Annotated in this window: 11 protein-coding genes and 2 pseudogenes; 6 read left to right on the forward strand and 7 right to left on the reverse strand. The window is 62.1% G+C overall.

Features of this window, described 5'->3' with window-relative positions; translation table 11 throughout:
• Positions 1-2,076: 2,076 nt before the first annotated feature.
• Together ACFSQT_RS15390 and ACFSQT_RS15395 are read left to right on the forward strand one after the other, a co-directional pair.
• Positions 2,077-2,218 (forward strand): annotated as a pseudogene (locus ACFSQT_RS15390) (pyridoxamine 5'-phosphate oxidase); the annotation flags it as partial.
• Positions 2,219-5,523: 3,305 nt separating this feature from the next.
• Positions 5,524-6,637 (forward strand): annotated as a pseudogene (locus tag ACFSQT_RS15395) (glycoside hydrolase family 25 protein).
• A 25-nt stretch (positions 6,638-6,662) separates the two neighbouring features.
• Here the strand turns inward: ACFSQT_RS15395 and purD are convergent.
• Together purD and ACFSQT_RS15405 are read right to left on the reverse strand one after the other, a co-directional pair.
• Complete coding sequence (gene purD / locus ACFSQT_RS15400) at positions 6,663-7,940, reverse strand: phosphoribosylamine--glycine ligase (protein WP_379019980.1); 1,278 nt, start codon at positions 7,938-7,940, stop codon at positions 6,663-6,665.
• A 158-nt stretch (positions 7,941-8,098) separates the two neighbouring features.
• Positions 8,099-8,920 (reverse strand): phytanoyl-CoA dioxygenase family protein, encoded by an 822-nt coding sequence (locus ACFSQT_RS15405; protein ID WP_379019982.1) that lies wholly within the window; start codon positions 8,918-8,920, stop codon positions 8,099-8,101.
• 89 nt (positions 8,921-9,009) lie between these two features.
• On the opposite strand from ACFSQT_RS15405, the gene ACFSQT_RS15410 reads away from it, so the two are divergent.
• Together ACFSQT_RS15410 and ubiA are read left to right on the forward strand one after the other, a co-directional pair.
• Positions 9,010-9,936 (forward strand): LysR family transcriptional regulator, encoded by a 927-nt coding sequence (locus ACFSQT_RS15410; protein ID WP_379019984.1) that lies wholly within the window; start codon positions 9,010-9,012, stop codon positions 9,934-9,936.
• Between the two features lie 31 nt (positions 9,937-9,967).
• Positions 9,968-10,951, forward strand: a complete 984-nt coding sequence (gene ubiA / locus ACFSQT_RS15415) for a 4-hydroxybenzoate octaprenyltransferase (RefSeq protein ID WP_379020043.1) — start codon at positions 9,968-9,970, stop codon at positions 10,949-10,951.
• A 331-nt stretch (positions 10,952-11,282) separates the two neighbouring features.
• On the opposite strand, the gene ACFSQT_RS15420 is transcribed toward ubiA, so the two are convergent.
• The 3 genes from ACFSQT_RS15420 to ACFSQT_RS15430 all read right to left on the reverse strand — a co-directional run bounded on the left by ACFSQT_RS15420 (position 11,283) and on the right by ACFSQT_RS15430 (position 14,449).
• Positions 11,283-11,849 (reverse strand): DUF6101 family protein, encoded by a 567-nt coding sequence (locus ACFSQT_RS15420; RefSeq protein WP_379019986.1) that lies wholly within the window; start codon positions 11,847-11,849, stop codon positions 11,283-11,285.
• A gap of 185 nt (positions 11,850-12,034) precedes the next feature.
• On the reverse strand, positions 12,035-13,465 hold the full coding sequence (locus tag ACFSQT_RS15425) for an FAD-binding oxidoreductase (protein WP_379019988.1): 1,431 nt from the start codon (positions 13,463-13,465) through the stop codon (positions 12,035-12,037).
• A gap of 9 nt (positions 13,466-13,474) precedes the next feature.
• Positions 13,475-14,449, reverse strand: coding sequence for an L-threonylcarbamoyladenylate synthase (locus ACFSQT_RS15430; protein WP_379019990.1), 975 nt, complete (start codon positions 14,447-14,449; stop codon positions 13,475-13,477).
• Positions 14,450-14,641: 192 nt separating this feature from the next.
• Here ACFSQT_RS15430 and ACFSQT_RS15435 point away from each other — a divergent pair, with 192 nt between their 5' ends.
• Together ACFSQT_RS15435 and ACFSQT_RS15440 are read left to right on the forward strand one after the other, a co-directional pair.
• Positions 14,642-15,166 (forward strand): hypothetical protein, encoded by a 525-nt coding sequence (locus ACFSQT_RS15435; protein WP_379019992.1) that lies wholly within the window; start codon positions 14,642-14,644, stop codon positions 15,164-15,166.
• A 151-nt stretch (positions 15,167-15,317) separates the two neighbouring features.
• A complete protein-coding gene (locus tag ACFSQT_RS15440) occupies positions 15,318-15,707 on the forward strand; it encodes a hypothetical protein (protein ID WP_379019994.1) in 390 nt (129 codons plus the stop codon).
• Between the two features lie 74 nt (positions 15,708-15,781).
• Here ACFSQT_RS15440 and ACFSQT_RS15445 read toward each other — a convergent pair whose 3' ends face one another.
• Positions 15,782-16,114, reverse strand: coding sequence for an ATPase (locus tag ACFSQT_RS15445; protein WP_379019996.1), 333 nt, complete (start codon positions 16,112-16,114; stop codon positions 15,782-15,784).
• A gap of 198 nt (positions 16,115-16,312) precedes the next feature.
• Positions 16,313-18,691 carry a glycine--tRNA ligase subunit beta gene (gene glyS, locus ACFSQT_RS15450; protein ID WP_379019997.1) on the reverse strand — a complete coding sequence of 793 codons (2,379 nt, stop codon included), beginning with the start codon at positions 18,689-18,691 and terminating at the stop codon, positions 16,313-16,315.
• Between the last annotated feature and the right edge of the window lie 91 nt (positions 18,692-18,782).

Consider the following 18,782-nt stretch of genomic DNA (forward strand, 5'->3'; position numbering starts at 1 on the left):
TCTCGGGACATTCATCGACGTTGATCGGCCAGGGCACGACATTGTGCAGGCCTATGTCCAGCTTCACAACTTTCCGGCCCAGGAGCTGACATCTAGCAGCTGCGCAGTTGCAGCAAACAATCACAACGGCAGCCAGGCAGTCGAAATCGCCATACATCATCAATTAGGGCAATTCCGGCAACAACATCATCGACGGCCCTTGGCGGCTGTCGCGATACGGAGTGAGCGGCGCCACGAGGGCACACGACCCCTTATTACGTCCGACATGCATGGCTACCCACTGGTGATTCGAAGAGGGCTGTGTTGGCGGCACCGACAATGTGCGCAGGCCTATTGTCAGCTTCGATTCAACATGGGTTGCCAGTTTCTGGAGAACCTGCAGGCTGCGCACCCACGTCGCCCGTCTCAACCGGCAACGGCATTCCATCGCCAACATCATCAATGGCGAATTTCCGGCAACAACTCATCGGTCTAGGCCTGTGGCGGCGACCGACACCGATGAGCGGTGCTCAGGCGAATGACACCTATTAATTCGGAGCAATAGCCGTGAGTGACACATGTTCATCGACGGTGGATTGTGCCATTGCAGCCGACAATGTGGTGCAGGCCTATGTCTCGTTCAATCCTCCTCCGGCCAGGAGCTTGAAAACATGCAACATTGCGCAGGGTGCTCGATACATCACGGCACCGGCATTTCCATTTGCCAAAATCATCAATGGCAACTAGTGGCAACAACATCTCGACGGCCTCGGCGGCGCCTGACACGCTAGAGCGGTTGCACAGTTCAACCGACACCTTGTATACGTGGACATGTCGGCGACCATGTCCATCCTGGACTGTGATTGGGCCAGGGTGCATCGCACAGATGTGCAGGCCTATGTCATCGCTTCAACCTTTCTGGCCATTTAGCTCGAAAACCTGTCAGCTGCGCAGTTCGTCGTCAATCCAACGGCACCGGTAACCTCTATTGCCAACGTCATCGTGGCGGTCAACAGCGTGGCACAACATCTCAATGGCCTTGGCTTGGCACGACCAGCTGCAGCGGCCACCGGCCAGGACATACCTTCGTCCTGCACACACACCAGCGCTCAACCGCCTCGACCATGTCCGATACCCATCTACCGACTTCTCTGTGGCCGACGCACCAGCTGGGTCTACAATAGCGATCTTCGCAGCGCTTGTGGCGGCAACGGGACGCTGACCGCCGACCAATTAACAGCTCAAGAACAACCACCAACGAGTTTTGCCGGCGACGTCTCAACGAATCACAAATCGTTTACACGCAGAGCAGACAACCAGAGGCTGGCTCTAACTATTGACGCCAACGGCAGTGTGGCGGGCAGCTCAACCCATTTCGCCCCCCTCGGCCGCAACCTACCCTGGGACCGGCAATCATAGTGGGTTCCGTACTACGGCTCGGACCCCAAACGCATGGCTGTTCGGCCCCTTCGAAATCCGCGAGATCGACAGACCGAACCACAGAAACCGTGGCCTCCGATGCCCGTCTCCGCATACCGGCAATAGATGGGGCTGAGGAATTCGAGATATCGCCCCTCTGCTTCCACCATCGTCGCCCGCTTCAATGTCGGGCAAACTCGCGGCCCTTGACGCGTTCAAGGTGCGACGCGTGCGGCACATGCTTCAGCCGTCGACAATTTCGCGACCGTGCTGGCGCTCGGGTTCTGGCCAAAAGGGGACCTCGGCGGCCAGGCGTCAAGCCGCCAACACACTATCATGGTCGGCCCACGATGCAACTTCCCGATATGCACGACATCAGTGGCCCTGCCACGGCCGACGTGCTGGACGGATCGCACTAAACTGCTACGCCGAGGGCCGGCAAAGCCCGATCACCGAGTCTCGCCCTCATCTCCGTCGGTGATGTCCAGATGGGCAAAAGGAACGCACGGCGATGCGAATTCGTCCGAGAGATGCGCGAGGCGGCGACGTCATTCAACGCGCCGTGCTGCCGGCCGCTACACCTTTCTGGAACGACTGTGAGCAATACCCACTTCTCCTGCACCGAAGCTCGGCCTATGTAGCTCCCGCTTCGGCGTTCCGCAGGTTGCTCGATGAAGGGGCGGTTTTGTGTCGTTCTATACGAATTTCGAAGAGCCGCCAAGGGCCAGCAAATTCTTGGCATCTCGAAGGCGGCGATGTGTTTCCATTGGGAAACGCTTGCGCCGGCCAGGTGCTTGTTGTCCGCGGTCCGGTGGAGATCTGTATGACCATCGTCGACTGCGTGTAAGCTCGACGTCCCTACCTACTTCCGACGCGACCTGTGCGTGCGGTCAGACCGACATCGGCGCCTTGGCTTTCTGAATAGTACCAGTCTCGCCGGTTCCGCTAGGAAAAGCCGCTACTTCACTGTGGAATCAAGCTGTGTGTGTTGTCCGGTGTGCTCTGAATACCGCCGACGCGTATTCCTAGATAGGCGAATTCCCGGCCAAAGGCTATTGGTCGGGCGTTCCCGCATCGTGTCCCACGGACCAGTCGTTGCTTCTGGTGACAGCCGACCGACTCGCGGTGATGTGTCTCTTCCAGGCTGTGCAGACATCCGTGTGGGTCTTTCGCGCGATACGTAAGTCGGTCTGTGGGCAATAACGATGGCTTTTTACCCGACTCAGAGCATCAGGGCTTTCTTACACTGGTCATGAACGCCGTGAGCGCGGCGTGCGTCGCCGCGTTCATCCGATTTCACGAGCCCGCGCGCGGAAGATGCGTCGCATCTTCCTCTCTGCCGATTGCCGGGGCACTAGGGTTTTCGTCTGCGGTGGAGGTTGCTATTCCGGTGTGCATCAGGTCTCTCAACGGAATCTTCAGCGCCTGGTCTGCGGCTTGGCAGCGACCTCCTGGGTCCGGCCATGTGCCCCAGCACCGTAGGTCCACCTGGGGTTACACCATCCAGCGCGTCTTGCCTCGACTCACTAGTAGTAGTATCAGATTTGCCGGTGGTTAATATAAGTAGGGCGCCCTGCGGCCTTCGTGCCCCGTTTCGGCGTAAAAGCCTCTGTGCCAGTGCCCGGACGAACCTGTGTCTCGGATAACCGCAGCGTGTCGATATAAGATCTGGACGGTTTCCTTGCCTATGGCCTGAGCTGTAGCGCGTTTGGGGTCCAGGATGCGCGGCGCCTAAAGAGCTCGATCCTGCTCTTAGTCGGGCACGCAGTCCGGATGATCGAGCGAACGGCTTCCTGAAACACAGTGCGCTGGCGTGGTGCGAAGTCGTCGCATCATGCAGTGTGTGAGCGTACGTGTTGCCGACTGCGACCGCGGATGCCGCGTCGACGCGCAGGGAGACCATGGGTCTTGCGTTCGATCCTGGCCCAGCCCGAGCAGTGAAAGTCCCTAGACCTCGGTGCCGCCGTCGTCCAGGCCGGTGTGGCTGACGATAGCCCATGGAAATCGGCCAGTCGTTGGCCACGGAGGAGAAGGGCGCCTGGTGCACGCCGAGGTACACTTGTAAGACCGGGATTGCCTGGTCGCGCGTCGCCTCCTTTCCAGGCCAGGGCTTTTTTGATCCAAATTTTCGCTTACATGTGACTGCGCGGTTCAGCGCCCGTTTTCGTTCTTTGTCGAGCGTGGCCGTTCATGCCGATGATCTGGTTGGCGCCCTGCGCTCCGAGCGATGATATTATCTGTCACGTTTCTTCCCTTGTGAACGTCCAGGCAGAGATGCGCCTTGCGGCAGCGGCAAGGCTTTCGGGCGCAGCCGTACGCGCTCCTTCAGGCGCGCTTTTCGCCAGCAGTATGTTCTCTCGGCGAGTAAGAGCCCTGGGGGCCCCCCACCAATAAAGCGGGACGCGCTATGAATCGGCAGCCCAGCCTTGCGCCAGATAGGCATCGTCAGACCGGGCGGCGAGCGAGTATCCGCCTGAGTGATAGGCGCTTGTGCGTGCCCGCCTTGGCCGGATCGCGTTTGCCGTGGCTTCTTGTTTGATGGTCCTGAGGTGCTCGCTCTCGCCCGCCGTGCCCCATATAGACCGCGGTCTAGTCTCGTGCGGCGCCCACATGTATGGTCCAGTGGCCGCCTAGTCGTGGGGTTGATGCCTTTGTTTGTGCAGGCCTCATGTTATAGGATACAATCCTGTTTGGGTGTCGTCACTTACGCGTGCCCAGTTCTTCAGAGCAATTTCGTTGATGAAGCGCCATGTGTGAGCGTGTCCATATCGCTCATGCGTGGGTGCCTCGTGTGCGTTGGGGCGTGACGTGTCAAGTGCGTGCCCCAGTGGTGTGTTGTGTTGAAAAGTTGTTGAGTAGAGGATCGTTGACGGTATGGGTACGCTCCACGTCGCGTGTAGGCCTGCGGTTGCACAGTTGTTGTACTCCTCTCGGATCTTTTCGGTACATCTACGTTTAGTGTGACGTGTCTCATTTTTTGTACTAGTCATTGCTTTGTGTGCTGAGGTTCGGGGGCCAGACCTTCTCTGGGTGTTAGCTGTTTCTGGCCGGCTCCACCGGCTCTAAGCCATTGCTCCGATGACGCTGACTTGGGTGCGGGAGAAATAACGCGACATTGTTGCTCTGCGAGGGGTTTGAAGCTATGTGCAAGTTTGGAGGGCCACTTTGTTTCATCGGGTTGGCTTAGACCCGGATTTCATGTTTCCATCGTGGCCGAGTGTTCTGACCCAGGGTGTGTGGTCGTGACATCATGTGTGTGCAGAGTCCGGTTGGCCGTCGCGGTCCGCGACTGATGTGCCAGATCGTGTGTGTTCTGCTGCTGTTGTTCCGTGCCTGGGCGAGTAGTTTGCATTAGCGCTCCTGCGCCGAGGAGACCGTAGTGTTTGTGATATTGTTGTCGTGAATGTCTCGTGTCTCGTCCATATATCGTGGAGTTTGAAGCATGCTTCTTTGCCTCTCAAGTGCAATGCTGGTTTGAATTTAGTGTGGCCTGGGTTATCGTGGCGTCCAGCTGGTCTCGTGTGGCGCGGGGTGGAGTCGCAAGGCATTGATTGTTTGCGCGAAGCTCTCGTGTGTGCCGTGCGGCTTCGGCATGGTAACTCTGGTATTTCATGTTAGTAAGTTACTCTTTGGAATCTTTTGTGCGTGTTACATAAGTACCGCGTGTCAAGTGAGTCATTCTCACTACTAGTTGTGCGAGTCTTTGAACACATGATCATTTTCACTCCAGCGTGACGTTACTGTGTTGTATTGTTGTTTATTGCTCGCACGTGTTTCGTGCTGGTCTTATACATCCGCACTGGTCATTCTGCCTCCTTCGCGTTTTAGTTGATAATATCACGTATCAGAGTATTATAAAGAGCTGTGCACACAACTATATGTCAGAAGAGATTATATAGACAAATAGAGGAAGGTCAAAAAAGCAGGAATGAAGACGGCTTTGGTAGTGAACAGAGGATTACGTGCGACTGTCGTCGCCAAACGCCGCCGCAGATCTGGCTTCCGCACCCGGAAGCATTTCCTTAACCATAGCGGTCCAGGATTTGTCTTTGATCAACGGGGATTCCCTGTTTGAAAAGGACCGCGCGCCTGTTTCGCCGCACAACGTTTTTCGCTTTTGCGGCGATGATGGCGCTGTCGATGGCGGCAAAGGCCTCGGATTTCTCCGAGCCCTGGAAGGACGCCGACCGCGCCCTGGTCGTCGACGCCTACGAATACAATTCCATCGACTGGGCCCAACTCGCCACCGACAAGCGGATCGTCGGCTTCATCAACAAGGCATCCGACGGCATGCCGCCGCCCTATTTCTGTCTCGGCGACGACACCGAGGTCAAGCTGTGCAAGGCGCTGTGGAAACGCCACGCGGTGACGCGCGAACTGTTCCAGACGCGCAAGGTGGTCGCCAAGGCACTCGGCCTCAAATGGGGCGCCTATCACCTCGCCCGCCCCGGCAATCCGGTCGAGCAGGCCAATAATTTCCTCGATTTCGCCGAACCCGCGCCGGACGATCTGCTGGCGCTCGACATCGAGGGCAACGATCCTTCGCAATGGATGTCGCTCGACGATGCCGAAGAGTTCGTGCGCCAGGTGCATCGACGCATCGGCCGCTTCCCGGTGCTCTACAGCAACGGCAAGACCGCCCAGTACATTGCCGACAACAGCTACCGATACCGGCTCCTGTCGCGGCTGCCGCTCTGGTATGCCCGCTACAAACCAGACATCGACGTGCATTTTCCGATGGGCAACTGGCAAGGCTACGCGCTGTGGCAGTTTTCGGCGCAAGCCAATTGCGGCCGGTTCCGCTGCCCTTACAGGGTCGCCGGCACGCCAAAGGACATCGGACGTCAATGTCGCGCCGGCGGACGCCGCCACGCTGCGCGCGCAATGGCCGTTCGGCGGCCTGATCGACGTGCCGCCTGACTATCTCGCCTCGATACCGCTGCCGGTCTCACGCGAAGCCGGCCTCGCCGGCAACGTCACCATCACCTACGCCTCGGTTGCGGCGCCGCCGACCTTCGAGGAAGTGGTCGCGGCGCTGGGCACGCGCTGGACGAAGTTCCGCGACGGCTTCCGCATGCCGGTGGTGAAGACGGTGCCGCGACGGCCGGCCTTCGGCATTGTCCAATATGTCGCCTGGAAGCGGACCGAACAGCGTTCGCCCGAGCAACTCGATGCCGCCTTTGCCTCGGCCGATCCGCTCAGCACCGCTTCGACCGAGATCGATCGCGGTTTGCGGTAAGCTGCCGTTCCGCCAGTCCAGAACGTCAGTTTGCCTGTTCCCGCGCGATCGCCTGCCAGCCGATGTCGCGGCGGCAGAAGCCATCCGGCCAATCGATCCGGTCGAGCGCGGCATAGGCGCGTCGCTGCGCCTCGCCGACCGTAGCGCCTGATGCCGTGACGTTGAGGACGCGGCCGCCATTGGCAACCAGCGCACCGCTATTGATGGCGGTACCGGCATGAAAGATCTGGACGCCGTCGCCCGCCGCATCCTCGACGCCGCGGATGACAGACCCCTTTTCCGGCGTGCCGGGATAGCCCCTGGCCGCCATCACCACGGTGAGTGCGGCTTCATCGCGCCAGCGCACCGAGGTGTGCGCAAGCTGGCCGTCGGTTGCCGCATTGAGCAGGACCAGCAGATCGTCCTTCAGCCGCATCATCAGCACCTGGCATTCCGGATCGCCGAAACGGGTGTTGTATTCGATCAGCTTCGGCCCCTTGTCAGTGATCATCAGCCCGGCAAAGAGAATGCCGGCGAAAGGGGCGCCCAACTCGGCCATGCCACGCATGGTTGGCTCGATGATCTCGCGCATGGTGCGCTCTATCATCCGCGGCGTCATCACCGGCGCCGGAGAATAGGCGCCCATGCCGCCGGTGTTGGGGCCGACATCGCCATCGCCGACACGCTTGTGGTCCTGCGCGGTGCCGAAGGGCAGCGCCGTGGTGCCATCGCAGAGGCAGAAGAAACTTGCCTCTTCGCCGGTCATGAATTCCTCGACCACCACTTCCGCTCCGGCAGCGCCGAAAGACCCGTCGAAACAGGCATCGAGTGCCGCCTGTGCCTCACTGAGCGTCATGGCGACGGTGACGCCCTTGCCGGCGGCCAGGCCATCGGCCTTGATGACGATCGGTGCGCCCGCCTTTTCGACATAGGCTTTGGCGGACGCCAGATCGCCGAAACGGCCATAGGCGGCGGTGGGGATGTCGTATCTGGCGCAGAGATCCTTGGTGAACCCCTTTGAACCTTCCAGCCGTGCGGCGGCCTTGGAGGGTCCGAAGACGCGAATGCCTTGCGCGCGCAGATCGTCGGCAATGCCGGCGACCAGCGGTCCCTCCGGACCGACCAAGACGAGGTCGATCTTCTGGTCCTTGCAGAAGGCGGCAGCGGCGGCGTGATCGGTAATGTCCAGCTTCACCAGTTCGGCCTCGCCGCCGATGCCCGGATTGCCGGGAGCCGCATAGAGCCTGCTCAGCAGCGGCGACGCGGCGAGCTTCCAGGCGAGCGCATGTTCGCGGCCGCCGGAGCCGAGAAGAAGAACGTTCATGGCCACCTCTTGATGCCTGTGATCCTGCAGAGAACCCGCTATTGCTCTCTGCTCGGTGGGTCAAGGCATCAGGGCGCTTTGATCGGAATTGCGCACGGGAACGTTACCCCTCCCGAAAATCGGCGGCGCACACCACCGGCTATTTTCTGGCAAGTCCTTCAGCCCTGGAAGACGACCGGGAACCAGTCCTCGCGCAGCCTCTGTCCCGGCTGCATGCCGTGGCCATGGTAGGGCGGCGAGGTGCGCCCCGGCCGCTCGACATAGCGCGCGTCGTCGCCGACCCAGCGCAGCGACAGCGCCCGGCGCCGTGCCGAAGTCAAATTGCCACGCGCGCCATGCGCGGTCCTGAAGTCGAACAGAATGGCGTCGCCGGGCTCCATTTCCCACTCGAGAACCTTCATCCCGGGGTCCTTGTCGGGATCGGGCACCGGCAGATAGTCGCCCTCGCCGGCATAGAAATTGCTGTCGTCGAGCCAGCGCACCGGCAGGATCACCTTGTCCCATTTGTGCGAGCCGGCGATCAGGCGCAGCGTCGCCTCCTTCACCGGATCGATGGGGATCCAGAAGCTCACCGTCTGTCGGCCATCAACGAAGTAGTACGGAATATCCTGATGCCAGGGCGTCGGCTTCTGCGTGCCGGGCTCCTTGACCAGCACGTGATCGTGGAAGAACTGCGCGGTGCGCGACTGCATCACCGCCGCCGCCAGTTCGGCGGCGGGCGAGTCCCGCACCACGCTGACGAATTCGGGAATGCGCTCCCAGTTGCAGTAGTCGTCGAAGAAACTGCCGCGACCATTGGCGATATCGGACGCGGTGGCGCTGCGGTTCTGCATGTTGCGCTCGATGCCGGCGGCAATCGTGTCGACCCAGCCCTTGAAGGCGCCACGGATGCAGACAGCGCCGTCGCGCTGATAGTCGGCGATTGTCTTTGCGTCGATGACCTTGGTGACGATTGTCTGGGTGTCGATCTCGGAAGCCATGATGTTCTCCTCCTGGAATGACCCAACTATCGCAATCCGCTTTCATTCAGTAAAATAATAACTTTCCATTCAGCACATAGGACATGCCTATGAATATGACCCTCACGCAGTTGCGTTATCTGGTCGCCGTGGCGCGCCATGGCAGCGTCACCGGCGCGGCGAAAATGCTGAACGTCTCGCAGCCTTCGATTTCGGTGGCCATCGATGCCGTCGAAAAGAATTTTGGCCAGAAGCTGTTCGTCCGCCAGCGCGGAAGCGGCGTGTCGCCGACATCGTTCGGCCGCACTGTCGTGGCGAAGGCAAGACAGGTCCTCACCGAGACGGACGAGCTCATCGGCCTCGGTTCAAGCAAATCGGCTGTCGGCGGTGAACTGGTGCTGGGATGCTTCGAGGACCTTGCACCTTTTTTCGCGCCGGCTCTGATCCGCGCCTTCTCCGAACGCCATCCAGCCGTGAAAATCGTCGTTCGCGACGAGACGTTCGAGACGCTCGGGCGGCGGCTCGGCGATGCCGCCATCGATCTCGGCCTCACCTATGACCTCAGCCTGCCGACGCATTTCGCCCGCATCCTGCTGCGTGAACTTCGCCCGCACGCGCTGTTGCCGGCAGGCCACGCCCTGGCGGACCGCCTGTCGGTCAGCCTGGCGGACCTGGCCGCCTATCCGCTGATCACGACAGACCAGCCACACAGCTGGCAGCACATGCTCGACCTGTTCCGCAGCCGCGGCCTCTCGCCTGTGGCCGACACAACGACGAGTTCGTTCGAACTCCAGCGCAGCATGGTGGCCAACGGCTTCGGCGTCGCCGTCAGTTATACCCGCCCGCACGGCGACCGCAGCTATGACGGCCGGCCGCTCCTCTGCAAACCGCTGTCGGATCCGCTGCCCATGCAGCGGATCCTGCTCACTTATGACACGCACCAGCGCGTGTCGAATGCGGCGCTGGCATTCATCGAGGTGGCGAAGAATTGGTTCGCCTCCCACGACATCTTCGCGTCCGCAAGCGAGACTGCTTGACGACCTCCAACTCTGCTGCCAATCCAGCATGATGGAACCGATCCAGTCGAAAGCGGCTCAGGGCCGCGTCGCCGATGCGCCGAACGGTCATTGGGTCTACCGCGTGCTGCCGCGCTCGATATGGCCCTATGCGCAGCTTGCCCGGTGGGACAGGCCGATCGGCTGGCAATTGCTTTTGTGGCCGTGCTGGTGGTCGGCAGCACTTGCGGCGAGCGCCTATCCGCGTCCCGGCGATCCGCTGCTCTCGCTGCTGCCGGCGCCGTTGTATCTCGTGCTGTTCCTGCTCGGCGCCATCGCCATGCGCGGCGCCGGCTGCACCTACAACGACCTCGTCGACGAGGACATCGACAACCAGGTCGAGCGGACGCGCTCGCGGCCTCTGCCTTCAGGCAAGACCACGCGCCGGCGGGCATGGGTGTTTCTCGTTCTGCAGGCGCTGGTTGGCCTGGCGGTGCTCATACAGTTCAACAGCTTCGCCATTCTGCTCGGCATCTGTTCGCTGGCCATCGTCGCCGTCTATCCGTTCATGAAGCGGATAACCAACTGGCCGCAACTGGTTCTCGGCCTTGCTTTTTCCTGGGGTGCCCTGATGGGATGGGCGGTCGAGTTCGGCGATCTCGATGGGCCCGCCGTCATGCTCTATATCGGCTCGATCCTATGGGTGATCGGCTACGACACGATCTATGCGCATCAGGACAAGGAAGATGACGCCATTGTCGGCGTACGCTCGACGGCGCGCCTGTTCGGCGACAACACCAAGTCGTGGCTTGTCGGGCTCTATGGCGGCACGCTTGTCTGCTTCGCCATCGCCTTCGCGTCGGCACAGGCTCCGGTGGTGGCGCTGGCCGGGCTGATCGCCGCCGGCGCCCACATGGCCCGGCAGATCGCCGTGCTGGATATCGACAATCCGGACCAGTGCCTGCGGCTGTTCCGGTCGAACAACCAGGTCGGCTGGCTGATCTTCCTTGGCCTGATCGGCGGCGCTGTGTGGGTGGCGCTGAAGCCGCTGGTCTAGAAGCTTTTTTTCCTGCTCCCCTTGTGGGGTGAGCAGGCGGTTCGCGCAAGCGAATTCATCGTGCCGGTGGCACGATGAAAGCCCGGCAAACGCCGGGACGCTGCGAAGCAGCGGGGACCCGGCAGGTGGATTGTTGCCCTCGCCCCGGCCCTTCGCAAGCTCCCAGCCCTTCGGGCGTTCGACCCCTTTAAAAGGTCCACCGGACCTTTTAATCCGCCCGAAGGCGGACCGGGTCCTCACCGTTCGAATCTCGAAAAGCCAAGCAATTGGCTTTTCATCCGCTATCGCGGACCGCTTCTCACCCCACAGGGGGAGAAGGAAGATCCCGTGCTCACTCGCGCGAGATGATCTCCTGGCCGTCGATGACCAGCCTGAGACCGAGATCGCCGGCCCTGCGGCGGGCGAGGAAGCGGGGGCGGCGCATGTTCGAAACGCGGCCCTTGCGGCGATCCTGCGGCGGCAGCGTCTTGATGGCGGCGCCGAGCGATTCTTCCAGGGTGCGGGCAACGCCGTCCGACTCGATCAAGAGCATCGGCAGACGGTAGGCGTCGGCCCAGGCGCGCCAGTCGGCGGCGACGTCTTCGAGATCATCGGCCACCAGCAGCGGCACCGACAGCATCGGATCGTTGTGCAGGAGTTCCAGGGTCACCGTGACATTGCCGTCCGGGTCCTCCATCGCGCGGGCGGCGACGCCGCGAAACGCATTGGCGGGCAGCGCGATGATCGCCGGCAAGCCGCTCATCTCGAGCATGCGGCGGATCACAGCGCCACGCTGGTCGATGGTGAAGGTCACGTCGCCGTAGTCGTCGCGCGTGGCGTAGCTTACCACCTGCGGCAGGCGGAATGGGTCGAGGCGCATGTTGCGTCCCGCCCAGACTGGCTTCAGTCCGGTGTTCATAGAGTGCCTTCCTGTCTGTCTCCTGAGAGCCGGTGTCCGGTTCTCTCCGGGCCGGTTTTTCCAGCCTCGTTTGTGAGCAGACAGTAGCGCGGGCTCCTTACCGCCCCGCTTAAGAAAGTCGGTTAAATTTTGCTGATCTCAGGGATGGTTATCGGAATGCCACCAGCCACAGGATGCTGAAAGGATCAGATAACCTTACCGGGATTCATGATGCCGGCGGGGTCGAAGGCAGCCTTCACCCGGCGCATCAGGTCGATCGCCATCGGCGGCGCGGTGGCAATCAGTTCGTCCCGCTTCAACTGGCCGATGCCATGCTCGGCCGAGATCGAACCGGAGAGGCTGCGCACCACGTTGTGCACCGCCTTGTTCATGGTGTGATAGAGAGCGAGAAACGCCTCGTCGTCGCCATCGACGGGCCGCGAGATGTTATAGTGCAGATTGCCGTCACCCATATGGCCGAAGCAGACCACACGGGCGCCGGCACTCACCGACGCCACCGCACCGGCGGCCTCCTCGATGAAGCGCGGGATTGATGCGATCGGCACGGAAATGTCGTGCTTGATCGAGGCGCCCTCCGGCTTTTGCGCCTCGGGCAGCAATTCACGGAAATTCCAGAAGGCGTCGCCCTGCCCCAGGCTTGCGGCGATGACGGCATCGCCGACGAACTCCTGCTCAAGGCCTGCCGAGAGAATGTCCTCGATCAACGCCCGCGAATCTTCCGATGAACGGCCGGACGAAATCTGCATCAGCGCATACCACGGCCAATCCTCCATCAACGGCCGCACCACGCCCTGGGCATGCGCCAGCGTGAAGTCGTATGGCCGCTTGCCGATCAGTTCGAAGGCAGTAAGCGCGGCCCCGGCACGGTCCATTGCCAGGCCGAACAGGGAAAGCGCGGCTTGCGGCGATGACAGGCCGACGAACGCGACCTCGCGACCCTTCGGCTTCGGGAACAGCTTGAGCACCGCGGCTGTGATGACGCCGAGCGTCCCCTCGGCGCCGACGAACAGGTTCTTCAGGTCGTAGCCGGTGTTGTCCTTCTTCAGCTTGCGCAAATCATCGAACACCTCGCCAGTCGGCAGCACCACTTCGACACCGAGGCACAGTTCGCGCGCATTGCCGTAGGCAAGCACGCCGGTGCCGCCGGCGTTGGACGACAGGTTGCCGCCGATCTGGCAGGAGCCTTGCGCGGCCAGCGACAGCGGAAACAGCCGGTCGGCGGCATCGGCCGCTTCCTGCAGCGTCTGCAGGATGACGCCGGCCTCGACCGTCACCGTGTTGGACAGCACATCGATCTCGCGGATGCGGGTCAGCCGTGACAGCGACAAGACGATCTCGCGCCCGGATCTGTCCGGCACCTGGGCGCCGACCAGCCCGGTGTTGCCGCTTTGCGGCACGATTGGCGTTCCAGTCTCGGTCGCCAGCCGCATGATCTGGCTGACCTCCTCGACGCTGCCCGGCCGCAGCACCAGCGATGTCGCGCCATGCCAGAGCCCGCGCCGCTCGGTGAGGTAAGGCGCGATATCCTGCTGGTCGCGCAGTGCATATTTGTCGCCGACGATCGCCGCGAAGCGATCGATGAGAGCGGGGTCGAGTGTCTCTGAAATTTCGGTCATGTAGGAAAACTATGTTGCAGCTTGCGTGTTGTCACGAGGGGCCGCGGCACGCGAGAGCCGATCGTTGATCGCCTCGCCAAGCCCGTCGAAGGGAACCGGCTCGACGGCGATGGTCCGTGCGCCGCTGCGATCGAGCTCCTGCATATAGGCGAACAGATTGCTCGCCGCTTCGCGCAGGTCACCTGACACGGACAGGTTGAGGAAAGCGGCGGCGTGTCGCCAGCCTTCGGCTCGCTGGCTGCCGAAGCCAAGCAGGGCCTCGCCCTCGCCGACCGTACCGGCATTGAGCCGCACCGCGGCACCGGGCGCATAGTGCGAGGCAAGCATGCCCGGCGCCTCGACGCCGGCGGCACCGCCGCGCAAGAGCTCCATGCCGATGGCCGCCTCGATGTCTTCGGCGGCAATGCCGCCGGGCCGGAGCAACCGCAATCTTTCCCCTTCGGCCTTGACGATGGTCGATTCCAGCCCGACCGGCGTCGCGCCGCCATCGACCACCAGCTTGATCCGTGCGCCGAGATCCGCCGCCACCGCTTGTGCCGTCGTCGCGCTGATCTTGCCGGATGTATTGGCGCTGGGCGCGGCAAGCGGGCGGCCGAGCCTGGCGATCAGATCGCCGCCAAAGCCCCTTGGCATGCGCAAGGCAATCGTATCGAGCCCGGCCGTGACCAGTGGATGGATTCCATTGCCGGGCCGCTGCGGCAGCACCAGCGTCAGCGGACCCGGCCAGAACGCAAGCGCCAGTTTCTTCGACAGCGGATCAAACAGCGCGATGCGTTCGGCCATCGTCATGTCGGCGACATGGGCAATCAGCGGGTTGAAGCGCGGCCGCCCCTTGGCTTCGAAAATGCGCGCCACGCCGATGCCGTTGGTGGCGTCGCCGGCAAGCCCATAGACGGTTTCCGTCGGGATGGCGACGACATCACCGCCCTGGAGCAACGCCAGCGCCCGTTCCAGCGCCTCGTCGACGGCAAGTATTTCAGCCACTCTGGTCACCTCGCAGATGCCGGCTGCGTAGTACGATGGCGGCTGTTGGGCAAGTCGGCTGTTGGGCAAGTCACTGTTGGGTAATCTGGGCATTGGCGATTTATCAATCCCTAAAATGCTATGTTTCCGCGAAAGCCGGCATCAATTCCGGCCCGCTACACCAAGCTTCTGGGCAAAAGGGGAGCGATCATCGTGTCTGTGCGTATCTTGCTGGGGATTGTTCTTGCGGCGGTGGCCGCAGGGGCACAGGCCTCGTCGCTGGTTTTTCCCGGCGCACCGTCCTCGACACCATCCATCATCAGGCTCGATGCCGCCAAACCGCTGAAAACCGCCGGCACCGCCAAGGCCAGCAATGTGCAATCGGTGGTGGGGCTCGGCGAAGCACAGCCCGACGTCACCTATGAGAAGGTGGCGGCGATCCCGGACAAGCCCGAGGCCACGCATGGCTTCGAGCAGACCCCGATGGTCATTCGCGGCGGCGTCGTCGGTCCCGCCTTCTCGGCGCCGACGCCAACCGCCCCACCGGTGGCAGGCACCGCACCAGCGGCAGGCACCGCACCAGCGGCAGGCGCTGCGCCGGCGACAGGTGCTGCGCCGGGAACGGCAACGGCCTCCGCGGGCTCGGCGGGAGACGCCGGGGGGAAATCCGCCGCACCGCCGAGCGCGCCCGCGCAGCCAGCAGCCCAGCCCATGCCCGCGTCCGGCAAAGCCAAGTAGCCTGACGGCGTGGCTTGACTGCGATCTGGTGCCCGGCGCACCATTGCCAGGCGAATTCCGCTCCAGTTTATCTTCGCCGCCGGACGCCAACGCCTGAATTTCGTCAGGCGGCTCCGGCAGACGGGATTTCGTCGTTCAAAGGGGGTTGATCATGAGAAAATCCAAGACCGTTACCGTGGCCGGGCTTCTGCTGGCGTCATTGCTTGGCGCCGGCGCGGCTCATGCCGATGACATGCTGGGATCCTATGTCGCGCGCATCTCCGATCGGGATCATCAGGCGAGTGACGGCTATGCGCTGGAGAGTGCCGCGCAGATGGTGCGGCAGGACCGCGCCAACTGGCACAAATTCCACCGTCGCGACAGCGACGACGAAGGTGACGGCTGGTTCAGGACCAATGACCAGCGCGCCGATTTGCAACGCATGCTGGAGCGCTCCGGCGCGATGAGTTCCTCGACCAAGCGCGCCATCGTCAATGGCGAGCCGCTGATCCAGGTCGACGTCTACGAAAACAGCGTGCGCGTCAGCATTCTGGAAAACTGACAGGCTCGGCATCCGACAGAAAAGGGCGGCGCGTTAGCGCCGCCCTGCCATCAATAGAATCGGCAGCTGAAAAATCAGGCCGCTTCTTCCTTGTCGTCGTCGTCTTCTTCGGATTCGTCTTCATCGGATTTCTCATCGTCGCCTTCAGCCTTTACGCTGTCGTCGGCGTCGTCTTCGTCTTCATCGTCTTCTTCATCTTCGTCGTCATCCGAGAGCGTGGCGGCTTCGGCGGCGTCATCTTTGTCAGACTCTTCGCCTTCTTCGTCGTCGCCGTCTTCGTCATCATCCGACAGATCGGCCGCTTCGACGGTGGCGGCGGCAGCGAGGGCGGTTTCGGAAGCGGATTCAAGCGCCTCGGCGGGAGCCAAGGTTTCTTCTGTCACTTCGATTTCGTGATCGGAATTCATGGAAGCCTCCGTGGGTTGGGGAACATGTCCCTTTTGCCACGGCGAGATCATCGTCATATGACTGTAAGCCGGCTTGAACGGCCGGCGGCAAAGAAAAAGTTTCCTGGGCCTACGGCCTGTTTGCCTGAGCATGATCTCTGGACAAACGGAAACCGTTTGTCCGAGAAAACCGGTACCCACTTTTCGGGATCATGCTTGTCAACCGGCGATCTTCGAGAAATCCGCGACCTGACCGGTGGCCGCGCGGATGCGGGCGAGCAGCGCCAGGCGATTGGCGCGCACGGCCTGGTCCTCATCATTCACGAGAACATGCTCAAAGAATGAATCAACCGGTTCGCGCAACACGCTAAGCGCCAGCAGGGCGCCGGAAAAGTCATCGTTTTGAATTGCTTCGCCGGCTTGCTTCTCGGCCTGAATGATCGCCGTAAACAGCGATTTCTCGGCGTCCTCGCGAAACAGCGCCGGCTCAACATGGTCGGCGACCACCGTTTTCTTCTTCTCCTCGGCAGCCAGAATGTTGGCCGCACGCTTGGTGCCGGCGAGCAGGTTCCTGCCGTCCTCGGTATCGAGGAAGGAACCAAGCGCCTCGACCCGGCGCACGATCTGCAAAAGGTCGTCGGACTGCGGCGTGATGACGGCATCGATGAGGTCGTGCCGAGCGCCCTGGTCGCGCAGGTAGACCTTCAGGCGATCATGGAAGAAGGCGAGAAGGTCGGCGATGAATGGCGACAGAGATGCCTCCAATTCCATCATACGCTGGCCATCGAAAAACTCTCGTTCCTGATCGTCGGAGCCAAGCGTCCTTGAACTTGCGTTGGCCAGCCCGCCCTTCAACAAGCTGGAGATCAAGCCCGCTTCCGACAACAGCTGGCTTGCCCCCTTGTAGTCGCGAATACGGGCATCGAGCATCGCGACCACACCACGGCTCTCAGCCCCGTCGCCCAGTCGTTCATATGAGGCGAGCGCCGAGGAGACTGCCGCTGTGATGGCGACGCCCAGGGAAAGCCTGATCCTGTTTTCGAGTATGATCCTCACCACACCCAGCGCCGCTCGACGTAGCGCATAGGGATCCTTCGACCCTGTCGGCTTTTCATCGATGGCCCAGAAGCCGGCCAGCGTGTCGAGCTTGTCGGCGAGCGCGACGGTGACCGAAACCGGATCGCTCGGCACGTGGTCGGACGGGCCTTGGGGCTTGTAGTGTTCTTCAGCGGCGGCGGCCACGGATGGATGCTCACCCTGGAGGAGCGCGTATTTGCGGCCCATGGCGCCCTGCAACTCCGGGAACTCGCCGACGACTTCGGTGGTGAGATCGGCCTTGGCCAGGACAGCGGCGCGGCGCGCCAGCATGGGATCGGCGCCGACGATCGGCGCCAGTTCTTCAGCCAGCCTGGCAATCCGCTCCACCCGTTCACCTTGCGTGCCGAGCTTGGCGTGGAAGGTCACGTTGAGGTGGTCGAGACGGGCCATGCGCTGGTCGAGCGGCTTCTTCAGATCGAGCTCGATTTTTTTCGCCGATGCCGCGAGCTCACCGAGATCCGGCAAATCGCCCTGGTCGGTCGTCCAGAAATAGAGTGCGTCGGACAGGCGGGCGCGCACCACCTTGCCGTTGCCATAGGCGATTTCCTTGCCACCATCCTTGGCCTCGATGTTGGCGGTGAGGATAAAGCGGTTGGAAAGCGCGTCACCGACGCCCTGCGACCGCGTCACAAAGCACTTCTGGTTGGCACGGATGGTCAGGCGGATGACCTCGGCGGGAATGGCGAGAAAGGTCTCCTCGAACTCGCCCATCAGCACGACCGGCCATTCGACCAGCCCTGACACCTCCTCAAGAAGCCCGTCGTCCTCGACCAGGTCGAGCCCGTTGGCGAAGGCGAGATTGCGGGCGTCGGCCAGGATGATCTCCTTGCGCCGGTCCGCATCGAGCACGACCTTGCCCGCTTCCAGCTTGGCGACATAGTCGTCGAAGCGGCGCACCGTAATGGCATCAGGCGCATGGAAGCGGTGGCCGTAGGTGATGTTGCCCGAGCGGATGCCGTCGATCTCGAAATCGACCACCACCGGCTCCTCGGTCTCCGGGCCGAAGGTGCACAGGATCGATTGCAGCGGCCGCACCCAGCGCAGCGAGCCCGGCCTGGCCGAGGCCGGCCCCCAGCGCATCGACTTCGGCCAAGGGAAATTGCGGATAATGCCCGGCACAAGTTCGGCGATGATCTCTTCCGCCGCCCTGCCCGGCTTCGAAATGTGGGCGACGTAGAAGTCGCCCTTCTTCGGATCGGAATGGACATGCGCCTCGGCGATCGACGAAAGCCCGGCCTTGCGCAGGAAACCCTGTACCGCCTGTTCGGGCGCTGTCGTCGACGGTCCCTTGATCTCCTCGCTTACATCCTTCGAGCGCGCGGTCAGGCCCCTGATATCGAGCGCCAGGCGCCGCGGCGTCCAGTAGTCGCGTGCCGCCTCATAGGTCAGCCCCGCCTCGACCAGACCGTCGGTCAGCATCTTCCTGAGATCGCCCGCCGCCTTGCGCTGCATGCGTGCGGGGATTTCCTCGGAGCGAAGTTCTAGAAGCAGGTCAGGCATGGATGGGGCTCACGCGGCAAGATGGTCCGCGCGGGGCATAGCAACTCGGTTGGCCGCTGTCACCCTTTCCGGAAATTTTCGCCGCCCTGTC

Origin of the sequence: Mesorhizobium calcicola, assembly GCF_042682105.1 — a bacterium.
GTDB lineage: Bacteria > Pseudomonadota > Alphaproteobacteria > Rhizobiales > Rhizobiaceae > Mesorhizobium > Mesorhizobium calcicola.